The sequence below is a fragment of the Cytobacillus kochii genome (genome assembly GCF_020171845.1).
In the GTDB taxonomy this organism is placed as follows: domain Bacteria; phylum Bacillota; class Bacilli; order Bacillales; family Cytobacillaceae; genus Cytobacillus; species Cytobacillus kochii.
Window position 1 is genome coordinate 241,872 of sequence record NZ_JAIVAM010000003.1, and the last position, 15,767, is coordinate 257,638.

The 15,767-nt window shown below is 37.6% G+C and carries 14 protein-coding genes and 1 other annotated feature; of the genes, 13 read left to right on the forward strand and 1 reads right to left on the reverse strand.

Annotated elements, in window-relative coordinates; genetic code table 11:
• Positions 1 to 2 precede the first annotated feature (2 nt).
• Together LCM23_RS04625 and LCM23_RS04630 are read left to right on the forward strand one after the other, a co-directional pair.
• Positions 3 to 923: an ABC transporter ATP-binding protein gene (locus LCM23_RS04625; protein ID WP_224935893.1), complete on the forward strand. Its 921-nt coding sequence runs from the start codon at positions 3 to 5 to the stop codon at positions 921 to 923.
• A 3-nt stretch (positions 924 to 926) separates the two neighbouring features.
• Positions 927 to 1,883 (forward strand): ABC transporter permease, encoded by a 957-nt coding sequence (locus LCM23_RS04630; RefSeq protein WP_224935894.1) that lies wholly within the window; start codon positions 927 to 929, stop codon positions 1,881 to 1,883.
• 328 nt (positions 1,884 to 2,211) lie between these two features.
• On the opposite strand, the gene LCM23_RS04635 is transcribed toward LCM23_RS04630, so the two are convergent.
• The gene (locus LCM23_RS04635) at positions 2,212 to 3,477 is read right to left on the reverse strand and encodes a replication-associated recombination protein A (protein WP_224935895.1); all 1,266 of its coding nucleotides are present in this window, start codon (positions 3,475 to 3,477) and stop codon (positions 2,212 to 2,214) included.
• Between the two features lie 238 nt (positions 3,478 to 3,715).
• Here LCM23_RS04635 and LCM23_RS04640 point away from each other — a divergent pair, with 238 nt between their 5' ends.
• From LCM23_RS04640 to alaS, 11 genes are all read left to right on the forward strand, one after another.
• The gene (locus tag LCM23_RS04640) at positions 3,716 to 4,375 is read left to right on the forward strand and encodes a YczE/YyaS/YitT family protein (RefSeq protein WP_224935896.1); all 660 of its coding nucleotides are present in this window, start codon (positions 3,716 to 3,718) and stop codon (positions 4,373 to 4,375) included.
• Positions 4,376 to 4,427: 52 nt separating this feature from the next.
• On the forward strand, positions 4,428 to 4,847 hold the full coding sequence (gene cymR / locus LCM23_RS04645; protein WP_224935897.1) for a cysteine metabolism transcriptional regulator CymR: 420 nt from the start codon (positions 4,428 to 4,430) through the stop codon (positions 4,845 to 4,847).
• A gap of 24 nt (positions 4,848 to 4,871) precedes the next feature.
• Complete coding sequence (locus tag LCM23_RS04650) at positions 4,872 to 6,014, forward strand: cysteine desulfurase family protein (RefSeq protein ID WP_224935898.1); 1,143 nt, start codon at positions 4,872 to 4,874, stop codon at positions 6,012 to 6,014.
• A 29-nt stretch (positions 6,015 to 6,043) separates the two neighbouring features.
• Positions 6,044 to 7,159 (forward strand): tRNA 2-thiouridine(34) synthase MnmA, encoded by a 1,116-nt coding sequence (mnmA, locus tag LCM23_RS04655; RefSeq protein ID WP_224935899.1) that lies wholly within the window; start codon positions 6,044 to 6,046, stop codon positions 7,157 to 7,159.
• 320 nt (positions 7,160 to 7,479) lie between these two features.
• Positions 7,480 to 8,133, forward strand: coding sequence for a tetratricopeptide repeat protein (locus LCM23_RS04660; RefSeq protein ID WP_095372464.1), 654 nt, complete (start codon positions 7,480 to 7,482; stop codon positions 8,131 to 8,133).
• Positions 8,134 to 8,175: 42 nt separating this feature from the next.
• Positions 8,176 to 10,575: an SF1B family DNA helicase RecD2 gene (gene recD2 / locus LCM23_RS04665; protein ID WP_224935900.1), complete on the forward strand. Its 2,400-nt coding sequence runs from the start codon at positions 8,176 to 8,178 to the stop codon at positions 10,573 to 10,575.
• Between the two features lie 131 nt (positions 10,576 to 10,706).
• Positions 10,707 to 11,177 carry a PRC-barrel domain-containing protein gene (locus LCM23_RS04670; protein ID WP_224935901.1) on the forward strand — a complete coding sequence of 157 codons (471 nt, stop codon included), beginning with the start codon at positions 10,707 to 10,709 and terminating at the stop codon, positions 11,175 to 11,177.
• Positions 11,178 to 11,196: 19 nt separating this feature from the next.
• Positions 11,197 to 11,388, forward strand: a complete 192-nt coding sequence (locus LCM23_RS04675; RefSeq protein ID WP_191811331.1) for a hypothetical protein — start codon at positions 11,197 to 11,199, stop codon at positions 11,386 to 11,388.
• Positions 11,389 to 11,413: 25 nt separating this feature from the next.
• Positions 11,414 to 11,545 (forward strand): DUF3918 family protein, encoded by a 132-nt coding sequence (locus LCM23_RS04680; protein WP_095372467.1) that lies wholly within the window; start codon positions 11,414 to 11,416, stop codon positions 11,543 to 11,545.
• A gap of 152 nt (positions 11,546 to 11,697) precedes the next feature.
• The gene (locus tag LCM23_RS04685) at positions 11,698 to 12,774 is read left to right on the forward strand and encodes an AI-2E family transporter (protein ID WP_224935902.1); all 1,077 of its coding nucleotides are present in this window, start codon (positions 11,698 to 11,700) and stop codon (positions 12,772 to 12,774) included.
• Between the two features lie 89 nt (positions 12,775 to 12,863).
• Positions 12,864 to 13,070 (forward strand) — a binding site (T-box leader).
• 54 nt (positions 13,071 to 13,124) lie between these two features.
• Positions 13,125 to 15,758: an alanine--tRNA ligase gene (gene alaS, locus LCM23_RS04690; RefSeq protein WP_224935903.1), complete on the forward strand. Its 2,634-nt coding sequence runs from the start codon at positions 13,125 to 13,127 to the stop codon at positions 15,756 to 15,758.
• The last annotated feature ends 9 nt before the right edge of the window (positions 15,759 to 15,767 follow it).

The following is a 15,767-nucleotide window of genomic DNA, read 5'->3' on the forward strand; positions in this document are numbered from 1 at the left end:
AGATGAAGGCAGTAGTTAAAATTGAAAATGTAACAAAGATCATTAAAAAGAGAAAAATTATTGATTCCTTAAGTTTTGAAGTAATGGAAGGAGAGGTTTTCGGGTTTCTAGGTCCTAATGGTGCGGGTAAAACAACCACTATTCGGATGATTGTTGGCTTAATTGGCATTAGTGAAGGTGATATTAAAATTCTTGGTAATAGTGTGCAAACAAACTTTGAGAAGGCAATTCAACATGTAGGAGCGATTGTTGAAAATCCAGAAATGTATAAATTTATGAGTGGTTATCAAAATCTCCTACATTACGCAAAAATGTCAGAAGGAATTACGAAAGAAAAAATTATGGAGACAGTAGAGTTTGTTGGTTTGACTGAGAGAATACATGATAAGGTGAAGACTTATTCTTTAGGTATGCGGCAACGACTAGGGTTAGCCCAATGTTTGTTACATGATCCTAAAGTGTTAATTCTGGATGAACCAACAAATGGATTAGACCCCGCTGGTATTCGTGAAATCCGTGACCATGTAAGGAAGTTAGCAAGAGAAAGAGGAATGGCAGTCATTGTGTCTAGTCATCTACTATCAGAAATGGAAATGATGTGTGATCGAGTCGGTATCATTCAAAAAGGTAAATTAATTACGATTCAGTCTGTTCATGAGCAAGTAGAAGGAGGGGCAAAGGAATATGAAATCGACGTCGATCATCCAACAGAAGCAATGTTTGCTGTCAATAGATTAATTCCACAACAGCAAGCAGAAGTGAAGGGAAATACGCTTATGCTGCGAGCACAAAAAGAGGATATCCCTTTATTGGTGAAAGAGTGGGTTCATGATGGAATTAATATATATCGTATTCAAGAAACGACGAAAACGTTGGAAGACCGCTTTCTTGAAGTGACAACACTACAGAAGGAGGCGGAATAAGGTATGTTCTCATTAATTAGAAACGAATGGGTGAAAATCTTTAAACGAAGTGGCACTTATGTCATGATTGGCATTCTCTTATTTATCGTCGCTGTAGCAGGTGCTTTTATGAAATACCAAGATGTACAAGGGTCAGTCCCTCCAAATGAGCAATGGCAAAAAGGGTTACAAATGGAGATTGACTCCTATCAGAAGGAGCTGGAGAATTCCGGAGATATGCTGCCAGAGGATGTAAAAGAAAGCTATGAAAAGATCATTGCCATTAATGAGTATCGCATCGAAAACAATATATCACCAAATGGAGATTACGAAGCACTTAGTTTTATTTCTGATATGTCTTCGCTAATAGATTTTGCCGGTTTATTTATGATTATTATTGCTGGAGGGATTGTGGCAAGTGAATTTAATTGGGGAACGATTAAGCTGCTGCTCATTCGGCCAATTACTAGAAGTAAAATTCTTCTCTCCAAATACATAACTGTGCTGTTATTTGGTTTCAGTTTGCTCTTTTTACTTTTCATATTCTCTGGGATATTAGGCCTCGTTCTATTTGGTTTAGGTGGTAGTGAACCGTATCTCTTATATCAAGATGGAGTGGTAAAAGAACAGTCAATGATTTTGCATTTAATCAATGTGTATAGCTTATCATCCATCCAAAACATTATGCTAGCGACGATGGCCTTTATGATTTCATCAGCATTCAGAAGTAGTTCATTAGCAATTGGATTATCTATTTTCCTTATGTTCGCTGGTGGGCAAATTACTCACCTCATTGCGATGAAGTATGATTGGGCGAAATATAGTTTATTTGCTAATACCGATTTGTTTCAGTACTTTGAAGGAACGCCGATGTTACCAGGAATGACGTTAACTTTTTCCGTAATCATGTTGATTGTTTATTTTCTGATATTCCAAATCATTGCATTCATCATATTTAAGAAAAGAGATATAGCTGGATAAAACCTAGAAGCTGCTGGAAATTTCCAGCAGCTTATTTTTATGGTTGAAATCTTGAAAACAATGAAAAGTAATGAATTTATATAGGTAACTGTGTCCGAGCTTAATTTACTTTCACAAGAGATTCCAACAACTATCTTCGAATAACTGGTTTACCATTTTTTGAGTGGACATAAGTGTAACAAAAAAGTAAGCGCTGCGATTTAAACGTACTAATCAAAGTGACAGAGATAGATGTAGGCCAGTGCCAAGTATTTGTTGTTAACAAATGAGGAAAATCCACTCAAACATTTAAGTCTGGGTGGATTTACTATCTCTTTTAGCAAGCATCTTACTGTTGTAGCCGTTTGTAAACAGTGGAAAGAGCTTGTTCAAATTTACCGTTCGTTTTTGGTTCATAATAAGTTTTCTGCTTAATGTTATTAGGCAAGTATTGTTGCTTTACCCATCCATTTTCATAATCATGCGGGTATTGATAGTCAATGCCTCTACCTAATTCTTTCGCCCCTTTATAATGAGCGTCTTTTAGGTGATCTGGAACCTCACCGCTAATGCCTGCACGTATATCTGATAATGCCTGGTCAATCGCCATAATAGCTGAATTAGATTTCGGTGAAAGGCATAGCTCGATCACTGCGTTAGCTAACGGAATTCTTGCTTCAGGGAAACCTAACCGCTCTGCTGATTCGATGGCTGATAATGTTCTTTGTCCAGCTTGGGGGGAGGCAAGTCCGATATCTTCATAAGCGATAACCAATAGTCTTCTTGTAATACTAACCAGATCTCCTGCCTCAATTAATCTGCCCAAATAATGAAGGGAGGCATTCACGTCACTTCCACGAATGGATTTTTGGAATCCAGATAAAACATCGTAATGTGCATCACCATCTTTGTCATGTGCCATACTCTTTTTTTGCATGCATTCTTCGGCAGCTGAAAGTGTGATGAGGATAGTGCCTGAGTCATCTGGTTCAGTTGAAAGCACTGCCAATTCAAGCGCATTTAGCGAACTACGAACATCGCCTCCAGATGCTGCTGCAAAATGAGTTAATGCCTCATCTTCTATGTCTACTGTCTTATTACCTAGCCCCCTATCTTCATCAGCAATAGCTACTTTTAATGCCGTCTTAATCTCTTCCACTTCTAATGGCTTTAGTTCGAAAATTTGACATCGACTTCTGATGGCGGGGTTAATTGCATGATAAGGATTGCTGGTAGTAGCACCTATTAAGGTAATCATGCCATTTTCTAAATAAGGTAAAAGAAAATCCTGTTTTGCTTTATCTAGGCGATGAACCTCATCTAATAATAAAATAACCTTACCTGACATCTTTGCTTCGGCTGCTACGACTTCCATATCCTTTTTATTATTTGTCACTGCATTTAAAGTGCGAAAAGCGAATTTAGTACTACCAGCTATTGCGCTAGCAATAGAGGTTTTTCCAATTCCTGGTGGTCCGTATAATATCATCGATGATAGTTGTTTCGCTTTTACCATTCTATGAATAATTTTACCTTCTCCCACGAGGTGTTGTTGACCAATAATTTCATTGATTGTTCTTGGTCTCATTCGAAAAGCTAACGGTTTGATACTCAACTATATCACTCCTAATTAGATAAGAGGCTTATTCTGTTCCTTTTGATAACATATCATAAAATTAAAATAGCTAAAATGATTAACGCTTGCAAATGTGCTATAATAGCAAGGTCTATTTATATGTTGTGAAGAAAAATGTTTTTAACCTATCCAACTACTTATTAAAGAGTATTCTACCATTTAATGGAGGGCGTAAGAAAAAAGATTAAAAATAATCTATCCTGTGAGGGCTTGTCAAATGATCAATAATAATAAAATAGGGCAAACAGGACCGAGGTTTATTATCTATTTACTCGGTTTATTAGTAATGAGTTTAGGAATTGTACTCCTTATTGTTGCAGATTTAGGCGCAACACCTTGGGACGTATTGCATGTAGGTTTGTATTATCAATTAGGGTTATCAATTGGCACTTGGTCTATTATTGTGGGTATTCTTGTACTTGCCATTGCGGCAATCATTGGTAAAGAGATGCCAAAAGCAGGTGCTTATCTTAATATGATTCTTATTGGAATCTTTATTGATTTGTATTTATTATTACCGTTTATGACCACTCCTGAAACGATTTGGGGAAAGTTCATTATGTTTGCTTGTGGTCTTTTCATTAATTGTTATGGTATGGGCTTGTATATATCAGCTCGTTTAGGTACTGGGCCACGGGATAGTTTAATGATGGCATTAATGAATCGAACAGGTTGGAAAGTTGCCTATATAAGGTCAAGTATGGAAATCATTGTGTTAGTTATCGGTTGGCAGCTTGGCGGTCCTGTTTTTTGGGGGACAATCGTTTTAAGCTTGGCTACTGGTCCAATAGTCGGTGCAGCATTACCACAATGTCAACGATTTACGAATAAGTTACTTGCACGAATGAAGGAAAGAAAAGTATCGATTGCCTCATAACAGGTAACGATGGAATTTATAGAGAGAATAAAGATGAATAGAGGTGTCGGGAATGAAAATATCGACAAAAGGTCGTTACGGATTAACGATTATGATAGAACTCGCTAAGAAATATGGGGAAGGTCCCGTTTCATTAAAAACAATTGCACAAGCAAATGATTTATCAGAACACTACTTAGAACAATTAATTGCTCCTTTAAGAAATGCTGGTTTTGTTAAAAGTATAAGAGGAGCTTATGGCGGATATATACTGGGAGATGAACCATCAAAGATCACTTCAGGCGATATTATTCGCGTATTAGAAGGTCCGATTAGTCCAGTTGAAGGGATAGAAAATGAAGAACCAGCCAAAAGAGAATTATGGATGCGTATACGTGACGCAGTGAAAGAGGTACTGGATAATACAACGATTGAGGATTTAGCAAACCATAAAGATACTGGTGAATCCGATGCTTATATGTTTTATATTTAACAGATTGGCAAGAAGGTGAAAAGAGTGGAAAGAATTTATTTGGATCATGCGGCAACAAGTCCGATGCATCCTCAAGTAATTGATGTAATGATGCGAATGATGCAAGAGGATTACGGAAATCCATCAAGCATTCATTCTTTTGGTAGGGAAGCAAGACAAGTACTTGATCGGGCAAGAGAAGTAATGGCATCAAGTATTGGAGCTCTTGCAAACGAGATTATTTTCACAAGTGGTGGAACCGAATCCGATAATCATGCTATTTTTGGAGTAGCTAGAGCGAATCAAAATAAAGGTAAGCATATCATCACTTCAGAAATTGAACATCATGCAGTACTACATGCGTGCGAAGAGCTTGAAAGAGAAGGATTTGAAGTAACATATTTACCAGTCAACAATGAAGGGGTCATTGAAGTAGACACTGTTAAGAAAGCGTTACGAGATGATACGATTTTAGTTACCATCATGTATGCGAATAATGAAGTTGGTACCATTCAGCCCATCGCTGAGATAGGCAAACTGCTCGTTAATCATCAAGCGGTCTTTCATACAGATGCGGTACAAGCTTATGGCTTATTGCCTATAGATGTAAATGAAACAAATATTGACTTACTTTCTGTTTCAGCTCATAAAATAAATGGTCCTAAAGGGATTGGATTTCTATATTGCCGGAAAGACATTTCCCTTCCTTCAAGATTGTTTGGCGGCGAGCAAGAAAGAAAGCGTAGAGCTGGAACGGAAAATGTACCTGCCATTGCTGGTTTTTTAGAAGCTGTGAAAATAAGTCAACAGAATAGAGTGGCTAAAAGTACGCACTTTCAACAATTAAGAGATATGTTCTTGCAAACATTGATAGAAAATGGAATAAAGTTCAAGCAAAACAGTTCGCTTGCTGAAACACTTCCTCATGTATTAAACTTAAGCTTTCCAGGAACAAATGTCGAAGCTATGCTTGTTAATTTAGATTTAGTAGGGATTGCCGCATCTAGTGGTTCTGCATGTACAGCAGGATCTATAGACCCATCGCATGTACTGGTCGCGATGTTTGGTAAAGGACATGAGCGGTTAGCTAACTCTATAAGGTTCAGCTTTGGCTATGGTAATACATTAGAACAAGCAAGTGTAGCTGGGAAAGAAGTAAGTAAAATCGTGCAACGATTTCAAGCATAAATAAAGTATAGCAAAGAGAGGTGAAGACAATGACAAAAGCGCCAAAAGATACGCGAGTCGTTGTTGGGATGTCCGGTGGCGTTGATTCATCGGTAGCTGCACTCCTTCTCAAAGAACAAGGCTATGATGTCATCGGCATTTTTATGAAAAACTGGGATGACACCGATGAAAACGGTGTATGTACAGCGACGGAAGACTATGAAGATGTAATCCGCGTATGTAATCAAATCGGTATTCCATACTATGCTGTCAACTTTGAGAAGCAATATTGGGATAAAGTGTTCACCTACTTTCTTGAAGAATATAAAGCAGGTAGAACACCGAACCCTGATGTTATGTGCAATAAGGAAATAAAATTTAAAGCGTTTCTAGAACATGCGATGCAGTTAGGTGCTGATTATTTAGCAACTGGCCATTATGCGCGTGTAGAAGAAAGAGATGGCGAAGTAAAAATGCTTCGTGGCCTTGATGAAAACAAAGATCAAACGTATTTCCTTAATCAGCTTTCGCAAGATCAATTAAAAAAAGTAATGTTCCCAATCGGCAATATTAAAAAGTCAGAGGTAAGGGAAATTGCGGCAAAAGCGAATTTAGCAACAGCTACTAAGAAGGACAGTACAGGTATTTGTTTTATTGGTGAAAGAAACTTTAAAGAATTCCTAGGTAACTACTTACCAGCTCAACCAGGTAATATGGAGACATTTGATGGTAAAATAGTCGGTAAGCATGATGGTTTAATGTATTACACAATTGGTCAAAGACATGGTCTAGGGATCGGTGGAGCAGGTGAACCTTGGTTTGCGATTGGTAAAGACTTGAAAAGGAATGTTCTTTATGTAGGACAAGGCTTTCACCATGAAAAATTATATTCCGATTCCCTTGTAGCTGTGAATGTAAGCTGGGTATCTGAAAAAGAAATGCCACAAACATTTGAATGTACAGCTAAATTTAGATATCGTCAGACAGACAATAGTGTAACGGTGGAACGCTTAGCAGACAATAAAGTTCGAGTAAAGTTTCATGAGCTAAGTAGAGCGATTACCCCTGGCCAATCAGTTGTCTTTTATAACGGTGACGAATGCTTAGGTGGAGCAACAATTGATGAAGTGTATATTAATAGTAATCAACTCACATATGTAGGATAAAAAATCAGGCAGATTGATTGCCTGGTTTTTTATTTTTTCCACGTTTTTTTGATAAATCTTCAACAGGTTACTGAGTCTAAAGTGATACGCACAAATGCCGGAAATCATCGAAGTTAACTTTTCTCCTCTCATTCTTTGGAGAAGCTGGGAAATCGCTGAGCTAACAGCATTAAATCAAGCTGTGTACTAATCATATTATGTCCAATTCTAAAAACCTCAACAAATTATGCCTGCACGGTTTAGCCTGTGAATGAAGTCTTATCGAAAAATATGCTATACTATTTCGAAGAGTAAAGAGATAGAAATGGAGTCGATAAATAATGGATAAAAACCAACAAGGTATTCAATATATGCAAGAAGGTAAATGGGAAGAAGCAGCTAAGATTTTTATGGAAGCCATTGATGAAAACCCTGAGGATGCGGTTTCTTATATCAATTTTGGTAATGTTTTATCAGCCGTTGGCGACGGAGAACGAGCACTGAAGTTCTTTCTAAAAGCAATCGAACTTGATGAAAACGCGGGTGTTGCATATTATAGTGTCGGAAATTTACTTTTTGAAAAAGAACAATTTGACGAAGCTAAAAATATGTTTGAACAAGCGATGCAAAAAGGAATCGACCATGGAGACAATTATTTTATGTTAGGTATTTCTCTTATGCAATTAGAGCAAGGGAAATTAGCATTACCATACTTGCAACGTGCAACTGAATTGAATCCACAGGATGCAGAAGCGGCTTTTCAATATGGTCTTTGCTTAGCACAATTAGAATTAATAGATGAAGCCATTAAGCAACTACAACAATGTATTGAATTAGATGAGGAACATGCAGATGCTCATTATAATCTCGGTGTAGCTTATGGTTTTAAAGAAGACGTGCAAAAGGCACTCGCTCATTTTAATCGTGCATTGGATATTCAACCGGATCATATGCTTGCCGGCTACGGTAAAAAAATGATTGAAAAACAAGCCTAATATAAAAAACAAGATGCGCTTAAAGAGGAAGGAGCATATGGGATGGATGAGCAGAATTCTTTAGATTTATTTGCTGAACAAAAAACGTATGTAAAAGGCAAGCATCTTGTGACTATTTTCCATAATGAGAGTAATCTTTATACGGTTTTACGTATTCGGGTGCTAGAGACAAATGCACAATATGAAGAGAAAGAAGCGGTCATTACTGGCTACATACCGAAAATCCATGAAGAGGAGACCTATACATTTATAGGGGAATGGAAGGAACATCCAAAGTTTGGGTTGCAATTTCATGTAGAGCAGTACAAGAAAGAAATGCCTCAAACAAAAGAAGGTGTCGTTAATTATTTATCAGGTGACCTCTTTAAAGGAATTGGTAAGAAAACGGCACAAAGTATTGTGGACGAGCTTGGGGAAAATGCGATCAATAGCATTTTAAATAATCCTTCATTATTAGATGGGATACCAAAATTAGCAAGTGAAAAAGCGAAAGTTTTATACGACACACTTGTGGAGAATCAAGGAATTGAACAAGTCATGATTCACCTCAATCAACTTGGTTTTGGTCCACAACTATCTATGAAGATTTTTCAAACATATAAAGATCAAGCAATAGATATTTTGCAAAAAAAACCCTATCAACTCGTAGAGGATATTGAAGGGATTGGCTTTCATCGGGCAGATGAGATTGGACAACAAGTGGGAATGTCCGGTAGTCATCCTGACCGTATTAAAGCAGCTTGTTTGTATGTGCTTGATAGTGAAAGTGCACAGGCAGGTCACGTATATGCTGAAGCAGAAGAATTACTCCCTGCTGTCAAAAAACTATTAGAGGAAAAAGCGACTGAGGTAATCCCTTACGAGGCGATTAGTGAAGCAATCATAAAGCTTGGAGAAGAGAGAAAAGTGATTGCAGAAGGACAGCAGTTATATTTACCTTCTCTTTTCTTTTCTGAAAAAGGAATCGTTACAAATATTAAACGTATACTCAATCAAACGGAATTTAATGAACAGTTTCCCGAATCGGAATTTCTCCTTGCTTTGGGACAATTAGAAGAGCGACTTTCTGTACAATATGCGCCATCTCAAAAAGATGCTATTCAAAAAGCGTTAATGTCACCAATGATGATATTAACAGGTGGTCCAGGTACGGGAAAAACAACGGTTATCCAAGGCATTGTTGAATTGTATGGTGAATTACATGGTTGTAGTTTAAATCCGAAAGACTATAAAAAAGAAGAGCCTTTTCCCTTTTTATTAGCTGCCCCTACTGGAAGAGCGGCGAAAAGAATGGCAGAATCTACAGGATTACCAGCTGTGACGATTCACAGATTGCTTGGTTGGAATGGAAGTGAGGGTTTTGACCATCATGAAGAAAATCCGCTTGAAGGGAAAATACTTATTGTTGATGAAACTTCCATGGTTGATATTTGGCTAGCCAATCAACTTTTTAAAGCGATACCTGAAGAAATGCAAGTCATTCTTGTTGGTGATGAAGATCAATTACCATCTGTGGGTCCAGGTCAAGTATTAAGAGACTTATTACTTTCTGAACGTATCCCTTCGGTTATGTTGACAGATATTTATAGGCAATCGGAAGGTTCCTCAATTATTGAGTTAGCACATGAAATGAAAAAGGGAAGATTACCACAAAATATTACTCAGCAACAAAAAGACCGTTCCTTTTTTCAATGCCAACCAGGTCAAATTGGAACGGTTATCGGCCAAGTAGTGCGAAATGCAAAGAAAAAGGGTTATTTAGCAAAGGATATTCAAGTACTTGCACCGATGTATCGTGGTCCGGCAGGTATTGATCGCCTTAATAAAATGATCCAAGAAATTTTCAACCCTAATGAAGATGGTAGTAGAAAGGAAATTGCTTTTGGTGATGTTGTCTATCGCATTGGGGACAAGGTGTTGCAATTAGTCAATCAACCTGAAAACCACGTTTATAACGGTGATATGGGTGAAATTATCTCCATATTTTATGCGAAAGAGAACACAGAGAAACAAGATATGGTTATTGTTTCTTTTGACGGAGTGGAAGCTACGTATACAAAACAGGATTTAAATCAAATCACTCATGCCTATTGTTGTTCCGTTCATAAGTCACAAGGCAGTGAGTTTCCCATTGTTATTCTTCCGGTCGTTAAAAGTTATTACCGGATGTTACGGAGGAATTTATTATATACTGCCATTACACGAAGCAAGCAGTTCCTTATATTATGCGGTGATGAAGAAGCGTTAAAAATGGGTATACAACGATTGGATGATCAATCGAGGCGATCTAATTTACGATTGAAGTTACAGGATGAAATCTTCGAAGGAGAGACCATTGAAGCTATAGATGAATCATTAACATATGAAGATTATTTGATGAAAGTCGACCCGTTGATAGGAATGGAAAATATCACACCTTATGATTTTTTAGAGGCTGATTAGACTAAGATGAGAGATTTTTCTCATCTTATTTTTTTACCTATATACATAAAACAAATTGCCAACCTGGAAAAAGAATGACCCGCACCATCTTTGAACAAAATAACAATGTTCAAAGAAGGTGGGAGTAACTTTTGCGAACATTTTCCTTATTAAGAGGCTTGTCGGTAATCGTGTTGAATAACGGTAGGGCAATAGGTGAAGTGAATGATCTCTTCATCTCACCCGAAGGATTAGTAAAGGGACTATGGGTGAAGAACCACTCATTTATTCGCAAATCCTTTTTTCTAGATATTAAAGATGTGTACTCATTTGGTTGGGATGGTGTGATGATTGAAAGTTGTGCTGTATTAACAGCTATACCAAAGCATAGTAATTTTACAATTGCTAATGAAAATCGTCTGGCTGGCCGAATGATGATGACAAGAGAGGGCGATCGCTTAGGACTTCTTCAAGATGTATATTTCAATGAAGAAATGGGCACAATCGTAGGGTATGAACTATCAGATGGCTTCTTTTCTGATGTACTTGAAGGAAAGAAAGTAGTTAAAGCTAGTTGCGCACCAGCGATTGGAAAGGATGCCATTATTGTAAATGTAGAATAAGGTAGGTGTCCTTTCCATGATGCTTCAATGTCCTAATTGTCAAAGCAAAGATGTCGGTAAGATTGGCATAAATCAATATTACTGTTGGAATTGCTTTATCGAACTCTCATTGTCTAAAGGAATGATCCACACTCACCAAGTGGAAGAAGATGGGTCTTTAAGTTCTTTAGATGACTTATTTGATGAAGAAGAGCGTCGTTTTTCTTCATAAAAATTCTTATGAGAGGTGTCATATGATGAATAAAATGTTAACCTCAGCAGCTGTCATAGGCGCAGGTGTAGCCGCATATAGCTATATGCAGAAAAATAACATCGTCTCAAAAAGGGATATGAAAAAGATACAAAGAAAAGTAATGAAAATGTTTTAAATGTATATGGCGTCCTCAATCAAACGATTGGGGACGTTTTTCGTACAGATAATTGAGCTATGTCAATAAATGTATCCACTCCGCCCCATGTTTTAACTTGTATGTATAATTCATATGCTCTCTTCTCAAGATAGTAAAGGGAGGCGTAGTGTATGGACGTTCGTATGAAATGGTTGTACCGTTTAGGCTTTGTTTTGCTTGTTCTCATTTTACTTTTTATCTTTTTCCAATTAAAAGAATTATGGCTCCCTCTTTTAAAATTACTGCTTGTTGTGCTGATCCCGTTTTTACTTGGGGCATTTTTTACTTATCTCTTACACCCTATTGTTGAAAAGTTACATCAAACGGGTATGCACAGAGGATTAGCAGCTTTAGGAATATATTTATTATTTTTTGGTGGTGTTGGCTACGGATTGTATAAAGGGATTCCTGCTTTTATTCATCAATTAAATGATTTAGTTGATCATGCGCCAGAGTTTGCCGAGCAATATCGCTCTTTTATTGCTTTGATTCAAGAACGCACATCTGAATGGCCGGAAACCTTACAATTACGTGTTGAGGATGGGATTAACGATATTGAAGCAGCATTAGATAAATTATTAACAAAGGCAATCAATATATTGCTCGAGATTCTTAATTATGCTTTGATCATCGCCATTATCCCATTTATCTCCTTTTACCTTTTAAAAGATTATACGGATGTAAAAAAAGCAGTCTGGTACTTAACACCAAGAAGATGGCGAAAAGAGGCTGTTTTGTTTATAAGAGATGTTGATAAGTCGCTCGGAGGTTATATTCGTGGGCAGCTCCTTGTATGTTTAGTAATCGGGGTGATTTCAGCTACTTTATTTTGGGTGTTCGGTATGAAGTATCCATTATTACTTGGTTTTATCATTGCAATAACCAATATTATTCCGTATTTTGGTCCAATTATTGGTGCAGTCCCAGCGGTGATTATTGCAGCGACCCTATCAGTCAAAATGGTGATTATCACATTAATTATTATTGTCGTATTACAATTTGTGGAAGGGAATATATTATCTCCTTTAATTGTAGGGAAAAGTCTACATATGCACCCCCTTATTATTATGCTTTCATTACTAGCTGGTGGAGAAGCTGGCGGTATCATTGGTTTAATTATGGCTGTTCCGATTTTGGCGATCCTAAAAATTAGTCTTATACATGCACGTAAACTGTTAATGAACCGACAGAGGACAGATAAGGTATAGTTTCAGCTGAATTTGTTGATACTGTTAGACATTGATATTGACAAAGGAGCAAAAAACTAGCTATAATTCGACTATATCTATTTATATAATGTAAGATGTTGATGGAAGAAGTATGTTATAGCCCATTCGAAAGAGAGGAAATTCCATGGCTGAGAGAATTTCTCGATGAAGGATAACAGAAAGCTAATCCGGAGTGCAGTTAACTACTGCCGTTCACCGCGTTAAGGTGCTTTGAGAGGTGAGAGTTTTCTTTCACAATCAGGGTGGTACCGCGAGCTTAAGTTCTCGTCCCTGTATTGGGGATGAGGGCTTTTTTTTATGGTTACATAAATTTTTTAGGAGGTTTTTTTATGAAACATTTAACTGGTGCAGAAATTAGACAAATGTTTTTAGATTTTTTTAAAGAAAAAGGTCACGCAGTGGAACCAAGTGCTTCTTTAGTACCGCATGAAGATCCATCACTATTATGGATTAATAGTGGTGTAGCTACATTGAAGAAATATTTTGATGGTCGAGTGATTCCCGAAAATCCAAGGATCGTTAATGCACAAAAATCAATACGTACAAATGATATCGAAAATGTTGGGAAGACAGCACGTCACCATACATTCTTTGAAATGCTTGGGAATTTTTCTATCGGTGACTATTTTAAAGAAGAAGCGATTCTATATGCTTGGGAATTCTTGACGAGTCCAAAATGGATTGGTTTTGAAGAAGACAAATTATCTGTGACAATCCACCCTGAGGACGATGAAGCGTACCAATTATGGAGAGAAAAAGTAGGTGTACCAGAAGAACGAATTATTCGTTTGGAAGGGAATTTCTGGGATATTGGTGAAGGGCCAAGTGGGCCGAACACAGAAATTTTCTATGATAGAGGAGAAGAGTATGGTAACGATTTAAATGATCCTGAGCTCTATCCTGGGGGAGAGAACGAACGTTATTTGGAAGTATGGAACCTTGTATTTTCTGAGTTTAACCATAATCCAGATGGAACATATACTCCACTACCAAAGAAAAATATTGATACGGGCATGGGCTTAGAGCGTATGGCTTCAGTTGTGCAAAATGTAAAGACGAACTTTGACACAGATCTATTTATGCCAATCATTAAAGGAACAGAAGATATTTCTGCTGAGAAATATGGGAAAACTGCGGAACAAGATGTCGCATTTAAAGTGATTGCTGACCATATTCGTACAGTAGCATTTGCGATTGGTGATGGCGCTCTTCCATCAAATGAAGGTAGAGGATATGTCCTTAGACGATTATTACGTCGCGCGGTTCGTTATGCGAAACAAATCAATATTCATCGTCCGTTCATGTTTGAGTTAGTACCTGTGGTTGCAGAAATAATGGTTGATTATTATCCACAAGTAAAAGAAAAAACAGCTTTTATTCAAAAAGTCATAAAAAACGAAGAAGAACGCTTCCATGAAACGTTACACGAGGGTTTAGCTATTCTTTCAGAAGTAATGAAAAAAGAAAAAGCTAATGGACATACTGTAATCGATGGAAAAGATGTTTTCCGTCTTTATGATACGTATGGTTTCCCTGTTGAATTAACAGAGGAGTACGCAGAAGAAGAAGGGATGAGCATCGACCATGATGGCTTTGAAAAAGAGATGGAAAACCAGCGTGATCGCGCTCGAGCTGCTCGTCAAGATATAGATAGTATGCAAGTCCAGGATAGTGTCCTAGGTGAAATTACGGTAGAAAGTCAGTTTGTTGGGTATGAACAGTTGACGATCGATACTGAAGTAGCTTCAATTGTAAGTGGTGGAGAGCTAGTAGACCAAGCTGGTCAAGGCGAAGAGGTTCAATTAATATTGACAGCTACTCCTTTCTATGCTGAAAGTGGTGGACAAATCGCTGATAAGGGAACGCTAACAGCGAGTGGCGTGAGGGTTGAAATAAAAGATGTTCAAAAAGCTCCAAATGGACAAAACCTCCATCGTGCAGTTATCACTGAAGGAGAATTAAAAGCTCATTCATCGGTTAAAGCAACTGTGGATTATTTTAATCGTAATAAAATCGTAAAAAATCATACTGCGACACATCTTCTTCACCAAGCATTGAAAGATGTATTAGGTACGCATGTAAATCAAGCTGGTTCTCTCGTTGAACCAGATCGACTAAGATTCGACTTTTCTCACTTTGGACAAGTAACAGGAGATGAGTTAGAGAAAATCGAAACCATTGTTAACGAGAAGATTTGGAATAGCTTAAATGTGCAAATTGACCTGAAAGATATTGAAGAAGCAAAAGCAATGGGAGCAATGGCTTTATTTGGTGAAAAGTATGGGAAAATTGTACGAGTTGTTCAAATCGGCGATTATTCATTAGAACTTTGTGGTGGTTGTCATGTGGCGAATACTGCAGTCATTGGTTTGTTCAAAATCCAATCTGAAAGCGGGATTGGTGCAGGCACGAGAAGAATTGAAGCGGTCACAGGTGAAGGTGCTTATAAGTTGATGACAGAGCAAATCTCTGTACTAAAAGAGGCTGGAGCTAAATTAAAATCAAATATAAAAGATGTACCAGTAAAAATTGACAGCTTACATGCAGAAATCAAGCAATTACAAAGAGAAAATGAATCATTAGCAACTAAATTGGGTAATATTGAAGCTGGAAGCTTGATTGACCAAGTGAAAGAAGTGAACGGTGTAAAAGTATTAGCTGCAAAAGTTCAGGCGACAGACATGAACCACTTGCGTAATATGGCAGATGAATTAAAACAAAAGCTTGCTTCAGCAGTGGTTGTACTTGGTAGTGCGAATGAAGGAAAAGTGAATTTAATTGCCGGTGTGACAGATGATTTGATTAAAAGTGGCTATCATGCGGGTAAATTAATTAAGGAAGTGGCTACTCGCTGTGGAGGCGGTGGCGGTGGACGTCCAGATATGGCACAAGCTGGTGGAAAAGACCCAGCAAAATTAGAGGGAGCGTTACAATTTGTAGAGGAATGGGTAAAATCCGTTTGATTCCCGAAT